The sequence below is a fragment of the Mucilaginibacter angelicae genome (assembly GCF_042434235.1).
GTDB lineage: Bacteria > Bacteroidota > Bacteroidia > Sphingobacteriales > Sphingobacteriaceae > Mucilaginibacter > Mucilaginibacter angelicae.
The window spans coordinates 216,825-235,969 of sequence record NZ_JBHLTS010000078.1 but is presented as its reverse complement, the minus strand read 5'-3'; the positions used below and the strand labels follow the sequence as shown (position 1 = coordinate 235,969).

Here is a 19,145-nt window from a genome sequence, read left to right as displayed (position 1 = left end):
ATATAGAATTTTACCCCACGGCGTTAAAGTAATACTTTCAATTGGTTAACTTAGCTTTTTATATCTGCATGAATAAACAAATAATTATTACCGCTTCGTTTTTAGGTATGCTGGCCGTTATAACCGGCGCTTTTGGTGCCCACGGTTTAAAGGCAGTGCTTACACCTGCACAGCTTGAGGTATGGCATACGGCAGTACAATATAACTTTTACCATGTATTTGCCTTATTGTTCCTGGCTGCTTTTGCAGGTAAAAAAGACGGCGGGTTGATATCTGCCGCGCATTACCTTTTTACTTTCGGTATCATTCTCTTTTCAGGGTCGCTGTACCTGCTTTCCTGTCGCGATCTGCTTGGCTGGAACTGGTTGATTAAGCTGGGGCCGGTTACCCCCATCGGCGGTTTACTGTTCATATTAGGCTGGCTTATGCTGGCACTGGCTGCTATCCGCAATAAATAAAAAAGCATGTTAGAGTTTGCCGAAATTGAACATACCGACCGTGAAACACTTTTTGCCGAAGTGATTTTGCCCCTGGCTATTTCAAAAAACTACACCTACCGTGTGCCATATGATCAAAACGATGCGATTGCCATTGGCAAAAGGGTGGTGGTGCAGTTTGGGAAAAGCAAACTTTATACAGCTGTTGTTAAAGGGATCAGCAAACTGGCCCCCGAAAAATACGAGGCCAAATATATCATCGAAATACTTGATGAGCACCCCGTGGTAACCCCTAAACAGCTTGAGTTTTGGCAATGGCTGGCCGATTATTATATGTGTAATATAGGTGAGGTTATGAATGCGGCGCTGCCATCGGCATTAAAACTGGCCAGCGAGACCCGCATTGTACTTAATCGCGAGTATGAGATAGATAAGGCTACGCTTCATGATAAGGAGTTTTTAATTGTTGAAGCCCTTGAAATTCAGCCGGAACTTTCTATAAGTGATATTACCAAACTGCTGGGGCAGAAAACTGTAATGCCGATATTGAAATTGATGTTTGAGAAAAACATCATCAATATATCCGAAGAGGTAAACGAACGCTATAAGCCCCGTAAACGCACTTTCATTACACTTAACCCGGTTTACAATAACCAGGATAATTTACGGGAACTATTCCCGATACTGGAAAAACGTGCTCCTAAACAGGCCGATGCTTTACTGGCCTATATCAAACTGTCCCGTCATTCAAAAAATATAACCAAAAACGAGCTTATTGAAGAAAGTGGAGCGGGAGAGTCGAGCATTAAATCGCTCATTGAAAAGGAGATCTTTTTTTCGGAGGACAGGAGCGTTAGCCGCCTGCATTTTGAGGAAGAGGGAGAAGAAGGTAATAACTTTGAACTAAGCGAGCAACAAACAGCCGTACTCCAAAGTATCCGCGAGAAGTTCAGGGAAAAAGATGTTGCGCTGCTGCATGGCGTAACCTCATCGGGCAAAACACAATTATATGTAAGGCTGATTGAGGAGATAATAAGCAGTGGAAGGCAGGTGCTGTATCTGCTGCCAGAGATAGCGCTTACAACCCATATTATCGAACGCCTCCGGATGTATTTTGGTGGCGATATCGGCGTTTATCATTCGCGTTTTAATGATAACGAAAGGGTAGAGGTTTGGCAAAAGGTTTTAAGCGGCGAATATAAGATAGTGCTCGGTGCGCGTTCATCTGTATTTTTGCCATTTGCCGATCTGGGCTTGATCATTGTTGATGAGGAGCATGAAACCTCATATAAGCAATTTGATCCTGCACCTCGCTATAATGCACGTGATGCAGCCATTTTTTTAGCTAACATGCACCAGGGTAAGGTGCTTTTAGGGTCGGCTACACCATCATTTGAAAGCTATTATAATGCCCGCACACATAAATATGCTTTTGCAGAGCTTACCGAACGCTTTGGCGGCGTTGAGCTGCCCGATGTGCAGGTGGTGAGTATTGCACACGAAACCAAACAAAAAACTATCCAGTCGCATTTTACCAGTGTGCTGATGGAAGGCATAAAACAGGCACTTGAAAATAAAGAACAGGTAATTTTATTCCAGAACCGGCGGGGCTATGCGCCTATCCTGATGTGCAAAGTATGCGCTTATACACCAAAATGTATCAATTGCGATGTTAGCCTCACTTACCATAAAAGCGGCGGCAAGCTGCATTGCCATTACTGCGGCTATAAGGAAGATACTCCATCCATTTGCCCGGCCTGCGGATCAACTCATTTGGAGTATAAAGGCTTCGGTACCGAAAAAATTGAGGATGAGCTGAGTGTTTTACTGCCCGAAGCGCGCATTGCCCGGATGGACCTGGATACCACGCGGTCAAGAAATTCCCTGCAGACTATCCTTAATGATCTTGAGGAAAAAAGAATAGATATCCTGGTTGGCACCCAGATGGTAGCCAAGGGACTTGATTTTTCGGATGTAACCCTGATAGGCATTATAAATGCAGATAGCTTGCTTAAGTTTCCTGATTACAGGGCCAACGAGCGCAGTTACCAGTTGCTGGCGCAGGTAAGCGGCAGGGCTGGGCGTAGGGGCAAGCAGGGTAAAGTAGTGGTACAAACCTATGATATTTATCACCGGGTGCTCAAGCAGGTAATTGATAACAATTACGCCGATCTCTATTTTACCGAAATGGAAGAACGGAAGAGCTTTAAATATCCGCCGTTCTACCGTATTATTAACCTTGATATCAAACATAAAAATCCCGATGTGCTGCATAACCAGGCCGAGTACCTTGGTGCCCGTCTCCGGGAACATTTTGGCGACCGGGTAATTGGCCCAGAGCCGCCACTCATCAGCAGGATCCGTAATTACTATATCAAAAGCATTATGCTCAAATTTGAGAAGGATGGCATCTCTATAGTAAAAGCAAAGTCTGTTTTAAAAGATATCATTACCCAGTTTTATACAACCAAGCTGAGTACGGGGAGTATTGTACAGCCCGATGTTGATCCGTATTAATGCGTTTAATCGGAAGTTTGTCAAAACACGTCATTGCGAGGTACGAAGCAATCGCACGTAAGCTATAGTTCGCGATTGCTTCGTACCTCGCAATGACGTTTAGGAGAGGTGTAATTACTTTTCCAACTCCAATCCCCAGTCTTTCCCTTTATCAATAGCAGGGACGCCCCTATCCATCCACACTGGTAAGGTGGCACCTTTTAAAAAGTGATCAAAAAATTGTTGCTCACGTATAGTAATATCTTTGCGGTTTTGACGCAGCACCAGGTTGTGGGCCTCGCCATTATATTGCAGCAGCCAAACGGGTTTACCCAAACGGCGTAATGCGGTAAACATTTCAATCCCCTGGTACCATGGCACGGCCCCGTCGGCATCATTACTCATGATCATTACCGGTGTTTTTACTTTAGGCAATTGAAACAGGGGTGAGTTTTCGATATACAACTCCGGTTTTTCCCATAATGTAGCGCCGATACGACTTTGGGATTTCTCATACTGAAACTGCCTGTTCAAACCGGATTCCCAGCGGATCCCGCCATAGGCAGATGTCATATTGGCTACCGGTGCTCCCGCCCAGGCTGCCGCGTACATATTAGTTTGGGTAATAAGATAAGCTACCTGGTAACCGCCCCAGCTTTGGCCCTGGATGCCAATGTGCGCAGCATCAACCCAGGCGTTCTTTTTTAAAGATTCTACCCCCGAATTTATAAACTCAACTGCCGAAGCGCCCGGATGACCGGTTTGATAACTGATATCAGGTGCGAAAACCAAGTATCCGTTACTTACAAAAAATGAGATAGGCAGGCGGGAAGGCGTAGGGGCAGGGGGCAAGTAATTATATAACCCATCCGAAAGTTTTTCGTAAAAATAAACCACCATCGGGTACTTTTTATCCGGGTCAAAATCCTCTGGTTTGTACAGGATGCCTTGCGATTGGTAGCCTTTAGGCGTTGTCCACCTCACAAGCTCGGCTGTGCCCCAGTTGTACTCACTTTGCTGTGGGTTGATGCTGCTTACTTTGATCTCTTTTTTCAAATCGGCTGACAAATACAGGTCAGGCGACTGCTTATAGTTTGCCTTGGTGTAAATATAAACATCTGCGTTTTTGGCTTTCAGCAGGTTGTCATAACTCATTGGGGCTGTTACAATTTTTTCGGGCAGGTTGTTAGCCTCAGGGAACTTCCGAAAATATCCCCATTGCTTGTTTTCTTCATTTTGAGTTAAAAGCCACATTGGCTCTTTTACCGGAATGAATTTTTGCTCCGGATCGGTTTGATCATACCTGATGATGAGTTTGTTTTTGCGGCCAATGCCTTTGGTGAAATTAAAGGTATCACCGGTTGCCGGGTCAAAGCGCCATATATCGTACCGGTCATAAATAAACACGGCTTTGTCGCCCGCCGTCCAACCTGCTATACCATAGGCCGAAGCATACCCTGGTACATCGTTCAGCTCGTCACCCATTTTGGTGCCGGTTGATTTGCTGAGGTTTATCTTTTGCCCCGTTGCAATGGTATAACAGTACCAGGCCTGATCTTTCAGATCAAACCAAAGCACATAATTGCCATGCGGAGAGATAAAGTAGCGTCCCATGGAGGCATTAATGAACCTGTGGTTACCGCTTTTTGTATCAATTAAAATAGCCTGCTGTTTGGTACCGCCTTCCCACTGCGCGGATACGCGGGCGCCGGTATCCGTAAGCCCTAAAACATAGCGGGCATCTTTATTTTCGGCAGTTAATATTTCAGGAATGGCTTTGCTGCCTAACTGAACAACTTTACTGTTTGTTTCCTCGGGTTTTATGACAGCAAGATAGCTTCGCTTTAATTCAGTTTGTAAGTTTTTGAGTTGTTGAGGCTGCAGGTAATCATCTTTATAATTCCAGATATCCAGCTTAGCTACCTCAAAATCAACCAGGGTAGTATCAGCGGGTTTGGGGATAGGGGCAGTGCCAAAGTAAAGATTATTACCACTTTTGCTAAAACTAACCTTGCCATCACCGCTTACCGCCCAGTTATTGGGTATGCCTGCAAAACCTGCGGCGGCAATAACGTCCGCACTATCTTTTGTGGTGTTATAATAATAAAGCTTAAAGGGTTTTATCAAGGCCTTTTCGGGGTTCTTTTCAGCGGTAAATGCTACCTGATGCCCGGCATCATCTATGCTGATGTTATGGTAATTACCCCTGCCGGTGCTTAGCTGTTTAACCTCGTTTTTTTCAAAATCAAATAAATACAGACCAGATGCAATTTCTTTTTGTTTTGCCGGTGCTGTTACAGCAAATGCAATCCATTTACCGTTTTTACTTACCTGGTATTCGGTAACGTATTTAAAAGTTCGTACTGTGCCGGCTTTTAGTTTTCTAACAGACAGATCCGCGCCATCATGTGTAGCCGGGGCAACAGTTGCAGCTACCGCTTTTTTTGAAGTATCACCTGATGCAGGTTTTTTTAGTGTATCGACTGTTGCCAGGTAAGCAATAACAGCTGCGTCTTCGGCTATTTTAAATGAGCGGATAGCCGGGACTTTGATTACGGACGATGATCCTAAAGTAATTATGCCCAAAGTATCTTTAGGGAAATCAGCCTGCTTTTTCTTCTTTATTTTAGCTTGCCTGGTATCCTTATAAAACGGACGGATGAGGCATACTGCAAATTTGGAATCACTACTTATTTTTACGGTATCAGCACGGGGGATTTTTACAGAGATTGCGTTTTTCGAATCTTTTATGATCAGCTCGGCATCTCCCTGCTGTGGTTTTATTACATAGCCTACCCACTTGCCATCGTTACTTATACGCTGCCCGGCTGTACTTTGCCATCCATCAAACACAGTATGATCTAAAGGTTTTTTAGTTGTTTTTTGAGCAGATACATGAAGCCCCAAAGCCAATAACAGGCAGGTTGGTAGTAAAAGTTTACGCATACAGGAAAGATGTCAAACCTAAATATGCTGAAAACTTATGGCTTATTAAAATAAGTTGCGGGAAAGTTACATGAGGATATATATAATAGTGGGAGATAGATTTAATTAAACATGCTATATTTAAGAATAAAGTTCTTTGTGAAATACTATTTTAAGTTTGCTTCTGAGTTATGGGGTTTGATCTTTAATCATGCCCTTTGGCTGTGTATTTGTTGGATTCACGTTATAAGGTCTGCAAGTAGTAATTTTAGCTATTTTTATTTTTTTGCCGGTATTGTGTGGGTGTTACTTACAGTATTTAGATTTATAAAACTGCATAATTTAATCAGCCTGGCTTTAAAAAAGCAGCCTTTATTAGAAGCTAACGAAAATTATTTATATGATCATGTAAGCGGGATTAAATTTTACTGGGATGATATTGAAGAGATCAGCAATGACGAATATGTTTTGTTGCTTAAAACATATGATCCTTCAAAATATTTAAGTCAGTTCAGAAGACCTATTGACAGGTTTTACAACTATTCAAAAAAGAAAAAGGTTTTTAAAATCTCTTTGGATTACATCAAAGCTGATCTTAAAAACCTCGGAGAAACGCTTAATAATTTTAGTATCCTGGCCTTAGCAATTCAGGAAGGAAAGAAATAACCCCTTTTTCCTTTTACCCTTCACCTAAAAACTAACACATCGCCTTGTTCAAAGCGCAGATAGCCTCGTTAAAATCTTCGCGGGCTACTAAAAACTGGATATTTACCATTCTTAAAGCAAAGCCGCAGCTTTTGATATTGATCCCGTTCTGGGCCAATGCTGTAGCTGATTTTGCCAGCAAGCCGGGCTGATCCATATTGGAGCCTATTAAACAAACCATTGCTATTTTTTCAACAGCCACTTTTTCGTAATTATCCTCTAATTCGCTGATCAGTTTTTTGTTATAGTCTTTTTCCCATATCACTATCGAGATGCTGTTAGCGCTGGTGGCCTTAAAGCTGTAACTAACGCCAAATTTGTAAAACAGCTGCATAATATGGAAATCCGTACCAACGTTACCCACCATAGATGGATCATAAATGTCGATCATGATCACCCTATCGGTACCGGTTATCACCTCAACGCGTTTTTTATCGCAAATATATTCGCGGGTGATCAGTGTTCCCGGGTGCTCCGGCTGGAAGGTGTTTTTGATCCGCAGGTCGATATCATTTATTTCCAGCGGTTTTGATGCCTTGGGGTGGATGGCCTCCATACCTACATCAGCCAGCTGATCGGCAACATCATAATTGGTATTACCTACCGGAGAGCAGTTTTCAACACCAACCAGTTGCGGGTCGGCAGTACAAAGGTGATACTCTTTGTGGATGATGGCTTCCTGTGGTTTTACAGCAACAGCAATTTTACTGAAGGTAACTTCAGAGTAGCCGCGGTCAAATTCGCGCATAATGCCTTCGGTACCTTTGGCATAGCCGGTAACAATGGTAATGGTTTTTGCAAAATCAATATGGGCAAGGTCTTTTTTGATGCGCTGATCAATAGTTAAGGCACGGTGATCATGAAAGCCGCTCAGGTCGACTAACGTAGCATTAATACCCATATTTTGCAGGATATTGGTAAAGTTAAAAGCCGAATGACTTTCACCTATTGAGGCCAGGATCTCGCGGGCAGCTTGCAAAATGCCCTCTTTGCCTACATAACCGGATGCCAGGATATTGGCCAGGTTTTCCAGATAGGTTTGCGCATCCTTAATCCTTGTTTCAATGTACTTATCAGCTTCGGCTATGTTCAACCCAAGGCTCTCATAAGTTTTATTGATCTGTTTTAGCCGGACGATAAGTTGCTTTAATGGTGTATGAAAATCCTTGTAACTGGCAAGCTTATGATATACGCCCGGTGCACCTGTCTTTTTATTTTCGAGCAGGAGGTTGGTTACCCCCGAAAATGCCGATACTACAAATATGCGGTTATAAAGTTGTTCTCCGCTGCGTTCAAACTGGATAATGTTTTTGATTACATCGCCCAAAGCGGTCATGGATGTACCGCCAATTTTTTCTACTGTTAACATTTTATATTGAAAGATCAGCAGTCAAATACCATAATTGTACCAAAGTATTATAACTATTTATAATTGGTTGAAAGTAAATAGCTTGTATCCTTACTGCTTTTTAAAAAATAACTCATTCTGATATACACTATCAAAACGATTGAAATATAATGATTTATCAGGGTTTTGCCTTGAGCATTAAGTTTTCGGCCTTTGAACGATTTCGAAATACACTATCAAAGCGATTCAAAAGCTTTCGGCTTTTTTAACTGTCCTTTTTGTACAAATCGCCCGCCTTTTCGGCCGACAAACGAATGCCCTTGATCATGGCCGAGCTGAAACCGTGGTGCTCCATTTCATTCAGGCCGGCAATAGTACAGCCGCTTGGTGAGGTAACCTTATCAATTTCCTGCTCCGGGTGTGATGATAATTGTAGCAGTAAGTCCGCAGCGCCTTTGGCTGTCTGGGCGGCCATTTTCAAGGCGTCATGGGCGTGGAAGCCAATCTCTGTTCCGCCTTGTGATGCCGCACGGATCGACCGTAAAAAGAAAGCGATACCGCAGGCGCAAAGTGCTGTGGCCGAGGTCATCAACTCCTCGTTGATCTGTATGGTTACGCCAACTGTATCAAAAAGCGATTTGGCCATGTTGATGTTTTTATTGGTGCCGTTATCCGTAGCAATACAGGTCATGGAATGGCCAATGGCAATAGCCGTATTGGGCATGGCACGCACTATTTGCACGTTAAGGTCAAGTTGCTGGCGGATATCACCACAGCTAACCCCCGAGATAACAGAGATCAGAAGTTGCTTTTCGGGCTTTAATGCCGGTCTTATTTCGTCAAGCAGTTTGTTAAGCTGCTGGGGCAATACTGCTAATACAATGATATCGGCTTTACGTACCGCGCGTATGTTATTGTCTGATACATGATACCCCAATGTCGCATATTCGGCAAGAGCCGCCACGTTACGGCGGGTTAATGATATTTGCTGGGGTTTACAAATACCCGATTTAACTAAACCTTTGGCTAATGACAGGCCTATGTTACCAGAGCCTAATATTGAAATGTGCTGTTGTGAGTTCATGCGTTTTTAGTTAAACGTGTTCCAAATGGTTTGTTATCTTTCAATTGACCAAGATCATCTGATTTGCCAATAATTACTGCTTTTACGCCGCAGGCAATTGCGGTAAAAGCGTTATCAAGTTTAGGCAGCATTCCACTGTGTATTATCCTTTCCACTTTTAGTTCCTCGTAATGCTGAGGGTTAATTTCCCTTATCAGCGATTCTTCATCATCAATATCTTTTAACACACCTTTTTTCTCAAAACAGTATATGAGTGTGGTTTCATATAACCCCGATAACGATACCGCCAGTGCCGAAGCAATGGTATCGGCATTGGTATTTAGCAACTGGCCTTCGCCGTCGTGCGTTATGGCACAAAAAACGGGGGTGAAGCCTGCTTCCATCAAACGGCTTATATTTTCCGGGTTGATAGAGTCTTTAACAATATCGCCCACAAAACCATAATCAATTGTTTTTACAGGTCGTTTAACAGCTTTAATAAAGTTGCCATCGGCGCCGGTTAAACCTATGGCATTGTTGCCAAAGCGCTGTAGCTGTGCTACTATATTTTTGTTAATGAGGCCGCCATAAACCATGGTAACCACTCTGAGCGTTTCAATATCAGTGATGCGCCTTCCATCAACCATTTTTGATTCAATGCCTAAGTCTTCGGCCATTTGTGTGGCCACTTTGCCGCCCCCGTGTACCAGGATCTTGAAGCCGTCAAGCGCTTCAAAGTCCTTTAAAAAATGATGCAGGTTTTCAGAGTTATCAATAACGTTTCCACCTATTTTGATTATATAAAGGGCCTTATCAGGCGATAAATTACTCGTTTTGATATGATCTGTATCAATTTTATTCATTACAGCTGTTAATATAACTCTTTTAGTGCCAAATTTCCACCTTTTTGAGCAGAAAACTGTTAAAATTACGAAAATATAGTATGTTTTTTAAAGAAATGATTTAAAAATGAATAAATGAATTTGCAGTTTAAGTTTACAATTTGATTATGAAAGATTTAGTAATATTGGAAAACTTTAAGGGATCATCCTTGCTTATATCTATCTATGGAGCAAAAAAAGAATACCAGGCCGCGGGTGGCAATTATTGGAGGAGGATTTGGTGGGATACAATTAGCTAAAAAATTAAAAGATGCACCTGTTGATGTGCTGATGATTGACAAGCATAATTATCACACATTTCAGCCCTTATTGTACCAAGTTGCGGGCGGCTCCATAGCTGCCGACTCAATCGGCTTTCCTTTGCGACGGATTTTTACAAAGCAAAATAATTTCCGCTTTGCGCTTGCTGAGGTGGAGAAGATTAACCCGGAAAGTAATACGCTCGATACCGATATCGGCACCATTTATTACGATTACCTGGCCATTGCTACTGGTTCAGATACAAATTTTTTTGGAAATAAAGAGATAGAGCATTTTGCCATGCCGATGAAAAATATCCCGGAGGCCTTGAATTTAAGGAGCCTGATCCTGCAAAACCTGGAGATGTCGCTCGTATCTAAAGACCCGGAAGAAAAAGCGGCGTTAATGACCTTTGTTGTTGTTGGCGGAGGCCCGACCGGCGTGGAGCTATCCGGTGCCCTTGCCGAAATGCGCGAGTTGATATTAATGAAAGATTACCATGGTCTGCGCAAACATAGCATGAAGGTTTACCTTGTTGAAGGTAAAGCCGAGTTGCTCGCTGCGTTTTCGCAGGGGGCCAGGACTAAGGCCAAGAAGTTTCTGGAGGATATGGACGTAACCATTTTTAACAGCGCGCATGTGCAAAGTTATAATGGATATGAACTCAAGATAGATAACGGTACGTCACTGTTAACCCGCAACGTACTTTGGGCAGCAGGGGTAAAGGGCGAATTTCCTGAAGGTATTTCTGCCGATAATATAGTGAGGGGTAACCGTATCCTCGTTGATGAATTTAATAAAGTAAAAGGTTACGAAAACATTTATGCCATAGGCGATGTAGCAGCCATGATAAGCGATGAATACCCTAACGGACATCCCGGGGTAGCGCCGGTGGCAATTCAGCAAGGGCAAAACCTTGGCGAAAACGTTTACCGCATGTTTGAACGCAAGCCGTTAAAGCCTTTCAAATACAGGGATAAAGGTTCGCTGGCTACCATAGGGCGTAATAAGGCAGTGGCCGATTTGGGGAAGATCCATTTACAGGGATTTTTTGCCTGGCTGATTTGGGGATTTGTACACATCATGTCGTTAGCAGGTTTTACCAACAAGGGCATCATATTTTTTAGCTGGGCCATAAACTATTTTACAAAAAACAGTGATAACCGCCTTATTGTGCGCCATTTTGATACCGAAACACGAATGACTGATCCTGAAACGAGATAGTTACAAACAATAGGCCTTTTAAATCCTTACTTGTAAGTATTTATGGATCTGTTTGTTGTAATTGCTTTATTGGTTATTGTCAGTGCGGTTTTCTCGTACCTCAACGCGCGCTTTATTAAACTGCCTGGTACCATTGGCATTGTGCTGCTGGCCACCATTACTTCTATAACCATACTTATCGTCGATAAAATCGACTCGTCGATAGCCGATTACCTGGGCACGCTTGCCAAAAACATCAATTTTTCAAAAGCGGTATTGAATATCCTGCTTGGTTTCCTGCTTTTTTCAAACTCCTTTAATTTGGATGGGCGGAAGCTGAAGAAAGAGATGCGCCCGGTATTTGTGCTGAGCACATTGGGCGTTATCATTTCGACCGCTGTGTTTGGCTTTTTGTTATTTTACGTTGCCCCGGTTTTTCATATCCACATGCCGCTCATCTATTGCCTGCTGTTCGGCGCTTTGATCTCACCTACAGATCCTGTGGCGGTTTCGGCTATCATCCGTAATTCCAAATTACCTGCAAATCTTGAAACCATTATTTCGGGCGAATCCCTGTTTAATGATGGCATAGGGCTGATCCTGTTTGTGATCATTTTAGAAATTGCCCGGGTAGGTGAAGAAAAAATTGAATTGGCAAAGGTGGTTGTACTTATAATAAAAGAAATAATAGGGGGGATGTTAGCCGGGGCTGTTTTGGGTTATGTTACTCACCGTTTGATGCGCTCTGTTAAAGATTTTCAAACCATTGTATTGATCTCGCTGGCTTTGGTGATGGGCTTGTCGGTATTGGCTGTGTTACTCGGTTTCTCGCTCCCGTTGTCGGTTGTTATAGCCGGATTATTTGCCGGAGGCCAATCTATTAACCAGGACAATAAAGAAAAATCGCATGAGGCATTAGAGAAATTCTGGAAGCTGGTGGATGAAATCCTGAACACCATTTTATTTGTGATGATAGGGCTTCAATTGGTTAATCTGCCATTTGTAAATAATTACTGGGTTACGGGAAGTATTTCTATAGTTACGGTTTTAATAGCCAGATGGCTGAGTATCATGCTGCCGCTCACTTTTTTGAAAAATACACTTAAGGTAAATTACAGTAATATCAACATCATGACCTGGGCGGGGTTACGCGGGGGAATCTCCATTGCTTTGGCGCTGTCGCTACCCAATACGCCATACCGTCACCTCATCCTTTCCGGTAGTTATTTTATTGTGATATTTTCGGTAATAGTGCAGGGCCTAACGCTGAATGCGATGATCAACAGGGTTTCAAAAAAGACAGAAGAATAAAAATCTAATCTGCCGCGGGTTTAGCGCAGCGTAACCCGTGGTAAACGATCTTTGAAGTTTTTAACTTCATCAGTTAAGTTGGAAACTTAACTGATATGCCCCACGGGTTACGCTGCGCTAAACCCGCGGTAGTTGATTATTTAAGGCGCGACATATATTTAGCGATTTCTGCCTCGGTAGTATCTTTGCTCTTATCCAGCGCTTCAATAATGTTTTCCCGTTCTACTTCGGTACGATTTTGACTAAGTTTCTGTTTGCCTTGCAAATCGTCAACAACAATCTCAAACGCTACAATGCCTCTCATCATGCGTTGCTTATACTCATCAGGGAGGTTATTCCATTGGGCCAGGTAACCGGCCTCGTAGTTGCTGATCATATGCACTAACAGATTGGCAGTTTGTTCGCCTTCGGATAATATCGTGGCTTTGCCATATGCATGTACGGCAATGTAGTTCCAGGTAGGTACGTTGGTTTCCTTTTCGTAATGTTTTGGTGAGATATAGGCGTGGGGTTCAGTAAAGATCACCAAGATTTCCTTTCCAATAATTTCAGCAGCCTGCGGATTAGCCCTGGCGAAATGTGATGACAGAACAATTTTATCATCGCGTTTAGTTACCAAAAAGGGGATGTGGGTTGCAAAAGGAACATTATCAGTAGCGGTAACGATAGTTGCAAAACTATAGCGCTGCATAAAGCTGATAGCTTCCTGCTCATCCGTTAACTGAAAATGTTTGGGCGTATACATTGGGAAAAGAATTAAGACGGGAAGAAGCAAGAGCCAGGACACATATAGTTTCGACTCTTGCCTTTATAAAAATAGTAATTACCTATAAACTCTCCAGCATCTGTTTCAATACAGCCTGGGCTGCCCATACACGGTTGCCTGCTTCATGCACAACAATGGAGTTTGGCCCATCCAATATTTCATCAGACAACTCCAGATTACGGCGTACCGGAAGACAGTGCATTACTTTGGCATTGTTGGTCAGCTCCAGTTTTTTATTGGTGAGCATCCATTCTTCGTGTTTGCCCAATATGTTACCATAAGGCTCATAAGCCGACCAGTTTTTTACGTAGATAAAATCCGCGCCTGCCAAAGCTTCATCCTGGTTGTAAGTGATGTTTGCGCCCTGGGTAAAATCGGTACTAAGCTCATAGCCCTTAGGCTGAACAATGGTAAAGTCAACATCGGCCTTACACATCCACTCCGAAAACGAGTTTGGTACAGCCTGCGGCAAAGGTTTTATGTGTGGAGCCCAGGTTAAAACTACTTTAGGGCGTGCCGAAATTTTTAACTCTTCAATGGTAATCAAATCGGCCAAACTTTGCAGTGGGTGGCGGGTGGCTGATTCTAAACTAACAACCGGAACTTTGCAAAATTCAACAAACTTGTTGAAAATCATTTCGCTATAATCTTCTTCACGGTTCCTCAAACCAGGAAATGAACGTACGCCAATGATGTCGGCATACTGGCCCATAACACCGGCAGCTTCGCGGATATGCTCAACTGTGGTGCCATCCATGATCACACCATCGCGCAGTTCAAGTGCCCAGCCTTCTTTATCAATATTAAGCACCATCACATTCATGCCCAGGTTAAGGGCTGCTTTTTGTGTGCTCATACGGGTACGCAAACTTGGGTTTAAAAACACCAATGCAAGTGTTTTATTTTTACCAAGCTGCTGGTGGGCAAAAGGATCCTGCTTAAGCGCCAATGCCTCTTTCACAAGTGCATTAACATCAGCAACATCATTAACAGAAGAAAATAGTTTCATTGGTTTGGGTATTATAGCGAGTTATTGATTTAATACATTTACAAAAGCTTCCAGGAACCTGTCAGCATGGGCCTTAGTTAAATTTAAAGCAGGTAACAGCCTGATCACGTTAGGTTTAGCTTCTCCTGTAAATATGTGGTGCTTGTTTAACAGCTCTTTACGGGCATGGGCTAATTCCTCAGGCAGTTCGATACCGATCATTAAACCACGACCACGAACTTCTTTAACCTGCTCCAGCTTTTTCAATTCTTTGATCAGATAACCGCCAATTTCGGTAGCGTTTTGCATCAGGTCATCCTGCTCCATAGTTTCAAGCACTGCCAAGCCTGCGGCACAAGCCAAATGGTTGCCACCAAAAGTGGTACCCAGCATGCCATAAGCAGGTTGTATTTTTGGCGAAATAATGATGCCGCCAACAGGGAAACCATTACCCATGCCTTTAGCCATGCTGTAAATATCAGCATCAATACCGGCAAAATCATGCGAGAAGAACTTCCCTGTACGGCCGTAACCGCACTGTACCGAATCGGCAATGAAAACTGCATTATACTGATCACACAATGAACGGATCTTTTGCAGGAAGCTTTCAGAAGCAACCTGGATACCACCAACGCCCTGGATGCCTTCAATAATCACTGAAGATATTTCATTGTTTTTGAATGCCTCTTCCAATGCGGCTTCATCTGCCCATGGCAAAAAGATCACATTTTCAGTTTCGTTGATAGGAGCGACGATCTTAGGGTTATCAGTAACCGCAACAGCCAATGAGGTACGACCATGGAATGATTTGCTAAAAGCAATTACTTTCTTTTTTCCATTATAAAAAGAAGCCAGTTTTAAAGCATTCTCATTAGCCTCGGCACCTGAGTTACACAGGAACAACTGGTAATCTTCCTTGCCCGAAACTTTCCCTAATTTTTGAGCCAATTCTTTTTGAATCGGGATCTCGATAGAGTTAGAGTAAAAACCAAGCTTGTGCAGCTGGTCTTCCAGTCTTTTTACATAATGCGGGTGGGTGTGACCAATAGATATTACAGCGTGACCACCATACATGTCTAAGTACTCGGTATCTTGGTTATCATATACTAAACTCCCTTGTCCCCTTACTATATTAATTGGATTTATAGGATAAACGTCGAACAGATTCATATTGTTGAAGCCTTAAAGGCAATTAAAATTAATATTAAACAATTGCTCCCCCTTTAGGGGGCAGGGGGGCTAAAAAGCTATTCCCTTAAGTCGTAAGCCTGCGCGCTCGTCCAGTCCGAACAAGAGGTTCATGTTCTGTACTGCCTGGCCGGATGCGCCTTTAAGTAAGTTATCCATTATGCTGATAATGAATATTTTGTTATCGTGTTTTTTTACCTGGATAAAGCATTTGTTGGTATTTATAATCTGTTTCAGATCGATATTACGGTTAGTTACATGCGTAAACGGATGACCATCGTAATAGCTTTGGTAAAGTGCTAAAGCCTCCTCTTCCGTTAAATCACTTTCAGTATAAATAGATGCTATAATACCGCGGGTAAAATCACCACGATAAGGGATAAAATTGATTGCCTTATCAAAGTTGGCTTGCAGTTGCCTTAACGATTGCCCGATCTCATTTAAATGCTGGTGGCTAAACGCTTTATAAACCGAAAGGTTATCATTACGCCATGTAAAGTGTGATGTTGGTGACAAGCTTTGGCCTGCACCGGTAGAACCTGTAGTTGCTGTAACATGCACTTCGTTATTCAGCAAACCTTTTGATGCCAACGGAAGTAGCCCCAATTGCAAACATGTAGCAAAACAACCTGGATTAGCAATGTTAGCAGCCGTTTTGATAGCCTCGCGGTTTAACTCAGGCAAGCCATAAACAAAGCTTTTACCATTCAGGGTTGAGTTTTGACTCAGTCTGAAATCCTGGCTCAGGTCAATGATCTTAACAGAATCGGGGATAGCATTTGCTTCCAGAAACTTTTTGGCATCGCCATGACCTACACAAAGAAAAAGTACATCAATATCTGTAGATAATTCAGCTGCAAATTTTAGGTCGGTATCACCAAACAGGTCGGTATGTACTTCGTAAACGTAGTTGCCTGCATTGCTGTTGCTATGCACAAAAGCGATATCAACATTAGGGTGATTGATCAGGATCCGGAGCATTTCGCCGCCGGTGTATCCTGCTCCGCCAACTATACCTGCACGTACCGCCCCCCGGCCCCCTGAAGGGGGAGTATTGGAGGCGACTTTTATATTTATAAATTCGGTCATAATTTTAACAATTATTCTCCCTTTAGGGGGTTAGGGGGCTACATTTATCCGATCATTATTTGTAGATGGATATGAATATAAAATAAATTCAAGATCGCTCCGGTCGTTATTGCTGATAAAGTGCTTTTGACCGGAATGGATCTCGATACCCTGTTCGGGCTTCAATACCGTAACCTCACCGTCTATCGAAAAGGTAGCCCGTCCCTTTAAAATAAAAAATACCTGTGTGGCTTTTTCGTGGTAATGTAATTGCTCAGCAGTATCCGGTGGCATCAGTTCCTGTTTAACTGAAAGGGCTTCGGTATCGATGAAAGTCCATCCATGGCAGTCATCGCCCCAGTTATAATGCTTTAAGCAATCACTTTTTGAAAAAGCAACGCCCCCTCCGCCCCCTAAAGGGGGAACCGGAACGTTGGATTTGTTGATCTGATTAGCCATTTTGTCTTTATTGAGCATTTGCTCCCCCTTGAGGGGGCTGGGGGGCGGCATTAACCTTATGATAGATCATTACCTGGTTACCAAATATTTTCGAGAACCCTTTAACGTCTTCGCCGCTCCATGCGTTGTTCATCTCACCATAGCTGCCAAATTTGTTCGACATTAAATCGTGATTAGATTCGATACCCACAACCTGGAAACGGTAAGGATGTAATTGTACAAATACTTTACCGCTTACGTTTAACTGAGTATCGTTCAGGAAAGCTTCGATGTTGCGCATGATAGGATCATGGAACTGGCCTTCATGCAGCCAGTTGCCGTAGAAAGATGATAACTGATCTTTCCATGAAAGCTGCCATTTGGTAAGCACGTGTTTCTCTAAAGTGTGGTGAGCCTTGATGATCACCATTGGAGCAGCAGCCTCAAAACCCACACGACCTTTAATCCCGATAATAGTATCACCAATATGAATATCCCTGCCAATGCCATAAGGCTGTGCAATAGCCTGCAAGGCCTGGATAGCTTGGGTTGGATGATCATATTTTTCATCGCCTATGGCCACCAATTCGCCTTTTTCAAAAGTAAGCACAAGGTCTTTAACTTCAGATGCGGTAACCTGTGTAGGCCATGCTTCTTCAGGCAGGCCAAGGTTTGAAGTTAAAGTTTCTTTACCACCAACAGATGTTCCCCAGATCCCTTTATTGATAGAGTATTTGGCTTTTTCAAAATTCATATCAACACCATGTTTTTTCAGGTATTCGATCTCTTCCTCGCGGCTCAGTTTCAAATCACGGATAGGGGTGATGATCTTTACTTCCGGAACAAGGATGTTGAAGATCATATCAAAACGTACTTGGTCATTACCGGCACCGGTACTACCGTGGGCAACAAACTCGGCACCAATTTCTTTAGCGTAGTTAGCAATAGCAGTAGCCTGGCTTACGCGCTCGGCACTTACTGATAGCGGGTAGGTGTTGTTTTTTAATACGTTGCCGTAAATTAAAAAGCGTACGCAGGTATTGTAAAAGTTTTCAGTTTCGTCAACCACGTGGTGCGAAGTAACGCCCATTTTATAGGCACGTTCCTCAACGCCTTTTAACTCTTCCTCGCTAAAACCGCCGGTATTTACAATAACCGAATGAACCTCGTAGCCAAGATCCTGCGTTAAATAAATACAGCAAAATGAGGTATCTAAACCTCCGCTATAAGCTAATACTACTTTTTTCTTCATGTTTTTGGTGAGCTTAAAGCTAAAAGCGTAATGCTTAAAGCTTTACTTATCAATTATGGTGATCTGTTTCGTTAATTTTAGTATTAAGCCTTCGGCTTAATTTTCCACGTGACCGATGCGTTTCTTTATCGCATTTTCTATGCGTTCCAATAGGGTGGCCTTGTGTGTAATGCGCTGCATCTTCTCTTCGTATTCTTTTTGTTTTTCGGCGGGGTCAAACAGCATGGCGGTGCACATACAGTTTTTGCGGCCTTTGCTGGTTAAAATATCAAAGTTTACACAGCTTTTGCAGCCTGCCCAAAAGTTTTCGTCCTGGGTAAGTTCGGAGTAGGTAACCGGTTCGTAACCAAGTTCGGAGTTGATCTTCATTACAGCCAAACCGGTTGTTAACCCGAATATTTTGGCGTAAGGATATTTGGTACGCGATAACTGGAAAATGCGGTGTTTGATAGCCTTAGCCAATCCCGCCTTGCGGAACTGTGGATTAACAATAAGGCCCGAGTTGGCAACAAAGTCGCCGTGGCTCCAGGTTTCAATGTAGCAGAAACCGGCCCATGTACCGTCTTTATGAAGGGCTATAACAGCTTTGCCTTCCAGCATTTTATTAGCAACATATTCGGGCGAGCGCGTGGCAATGCCTGTACCACGTGCCTTGGCCGATTCGGCCATTTCATCGCAAATTTGTGAGGCATAATCAACGTGCTGTGCAGTAGCAACCTGAATATCAAAATCTTGTATTGTCATTTAAATAGATAATTACCGTGAAATTAATTGGCTTTATCAGCCTTAAATAATTAGATGGTTTTTTTAAAAGA

The 19,145-nt window shown here is 42.9% G+C and carries 16 protein-coding genes; 5 read left to right on the top strand and 11 right to left on the bottom strand.

Annotation, left to right across the window (positions count from 1 at the left end):
- Nucleotides 1–68: 68 nt before the first annotated feature.
- Together ACFFGT_RS29260 and priA are read left to right on the top strand one after the other, a co-directional pair.
- Entirely contained in the window at nt 69–458 is a 390-nt protein-coding gene (locus ACFFGT_RS29260) for a DUF423 domain-containing protein (RefSeq protein WP_377026063.1), read from the top strand.
- Nucleotides 459–464: 6 nt separating this feature from the next.
- Nucleotides 465–2,954: a replication restart helicase PriA gene (priA, locus tag ACFFGT_RS29255; protein ID WP_377026062.1), complete on the top strand. Its 2,490-nt coding sequence runs from the start codon at nt 465–467 to the stop codon at nt 2,952–2,954.
- A gap of 114 nt (nt 2,955–3,068) precedes the next feature.
- Here priA and ACFFGT_RS29250 read toward each other — a convergent pair whose 3' ends face one another.
- Nucleotides 3,069–5,879, bottom strand: a complete 2,811-nt coding sequence (locus ACFFGT_RS29250; protein WP_377026061.1) for an alpha/beta hydrolase family protein — start codon at nt 5,877–5,879, stop codon at nt 3,069–3,071.
- A 111-nt stretch (nt 5,880–5,990) separates the two neighbouring features.
- On the opposite strand from ACFFGT_RS29250, the gene ACFFGT_RS29245 reads away from it, so the two are divergent.
- Nucleotides 5,991–6,524 carry an STM3941 family protein gene (locus ACFFGT_RS29245; RefSeq protein WP_377026060.1) on the top strand — a complete coding sequence of 178 codons (534 nt, stop codon included), beginning with the start codon at nt 5,991–5,993 and terminating at the stop codon, nt 6,522–6,524.
- A gap of 31 nt (nt 6,525–6,555) precedes the next feature.
- Here ACFFGT_RS29245 and ACFFGT_RS29240 read toward each other — a convergent pair whose 3' ends face one another.
- The 3 genes from ACFFGT_RS29240 to argB form a co-directional block, all read right to left on the bottom strand.
- Nucleotides 6,556–7,932, bottom strand: a complete 1,377-nt coding sequence (locus ACFFGT_RS29240) for an aspartate kinase (RefSeq protein WP_377026059.1) — start codon at nt 7,930–7,932, stop codon at nt 6,556–6,558.
- Between the two features lie 244 nt (nt 7,933–8,176).
- The gene (proC, locus tag ACFFGT_RS29235; RefSeq protein WP_377026058.1) at nt 8,177–8,995 is read right to left on the bottom strand and encodes a pyrroline-5-carboxylate reductase; all 819 of its coding nucleotides are present in this window, start codon (nt 8,993–8,995) and stop codon (nt 8,177–8,179) included.
- Nucleotides 8,992–9,837 carry an acetylglutamate kinase gene (gene argB / locus ACFFGT_RS29230; RefSeq protein ID WP_377026057.1) on the bottom strand — a complete coding sequence of 282 codons (846 nt, stop codon included), beginning with the start codon at nt 9,835–9,837 and terminating at the stop codon, nt 8,992–8,994. Before argB ends, proC begins: the two co-directional genes overlap by 4 nt.
- A 204-nt stretch (nt 9,838–10,041) precedes the next feature.
- Here argB and ACFFGT_RS29225 point away from each other — a divergent pair, with 204 nt between their 5' ends.
- Entirely contained in the window at nt 10,042–11,340 is a 1,299-nt protein-coding gene (locus ACFFGT_RS29225) for an NAD(P)/FAD-dependent oxidoreductase (RefSeq protein ID WP_377026056.1), read from the top strand.
- Between the two features lie 42 nt (nt 11,341–11,382).
- Complete coding sequence (locus tag ACFFGT_RS29220; RefSeq protein WP_377026055.1) at nt 11,383–12,630, top strand: cation:proton antiporter; 1,248 nt, start codon at nt 11,383–11,385, stop codon at nt 12,628–12,630.
- Nucleotides 12,631–12,766: 136 nt separating this feature from the next.
- Here the strand turns inward: ACFFGT_RS29220 and ACFFGT_RS29215 are convergent, their stop codons facing one another.
- The 7 genes from ACFFGT_RS29215 to ACFFGT_RS29185 form a co-directional block, all read right to left on the bottom strand.
- Nucleotides 12,767–13,375, bottom strand: a complete 609-nt coding sequence (locus ACFFGT_RS29215) for an FMN-binding negative transcriptional regulator (protein ID WP_377026054.1) — start codon at nt 13,373–13,375, stop codon at nt 12,767–12,769.
- Nucleotides 13,376–13,457: 82 nt separating this feature from the next.
- Complete coding sequence (locus tag ACFFGT_RS29210) at nt 13,458–14,405, bottom strand: N-acetylornithine carbamoyltransferase (RefSeq protein WP_377026053.1); 948 nt, start codon at nt 14,403–14,405, stop codon at nt 13,458–13,460.
- A gap of 21 nt (nt 14,406–14,426) precedes the next feature.
- Nucleotides 14,427–15,554, bottom strand: coding sequence for an aspartate aminotransferase family protein (locus ACFFGT_RS29205; RefSeq protein WP_377026052.1), 1,128 nt, complete (start codon nt 15,552–15,554; stop codon nt 14,427–14,429).
- Between the two features lie 69 nt (nt 15,555–15,623).
- A complete protein-coding gene (gene argC, locus ACFFGT_RS29200; RefSeq protein ID WP_377026051.1) occupies nt 15,624–16,661 on the bottom strand; it encodes an N-acetyl-gamma-glutamyl-phosphate reductase in 1,038 nt (345 codons plus the stop codon).
- A 30-nt stretch (nt 16,662–16,691) separates the two neighbouring features.
- Nucleotides 16,692–17,099, bottom strand: coding sequence for a cupin domain-containing protein (locus tag ACFFGT_RS29195; RefSeq protein WP_377026050.1), 408 nt, complete (start codon nt 17,097–17,099; stop codon nt 16,692–16,694).
- A gap of 7 nt (nt 17,100–17,106) precedes the next feature.
- The gene (gene argG, locus ACFFGT_RS29190) at nt 17,107–18,330 is read right to left on the bottom strand and encodes an argininosuccinate synthase (protein ID WP_377026049.1); all 1,224 of its coding nucleotides are present in this window, start codon (nt 18,328–18,330) and stop codon (nt 17,107–17,109) included.
- A gap of 96 nt (nt 18,331–18,426) precedes the next feature.
- Nucleotides 18,427–19,074, bottom strand: coding sequence for a GNAT family N-acetyltransferase (locus ACFFGT_RS29185; RefSeq protein ID WP_377026048.1), 648 nt, complete (start codon nt 19,072–19,074; stop codon nt 18,427–18,429).
- Between the last annotated feature and the right edge of the window lie 71 nt (nt 19,075–19,145).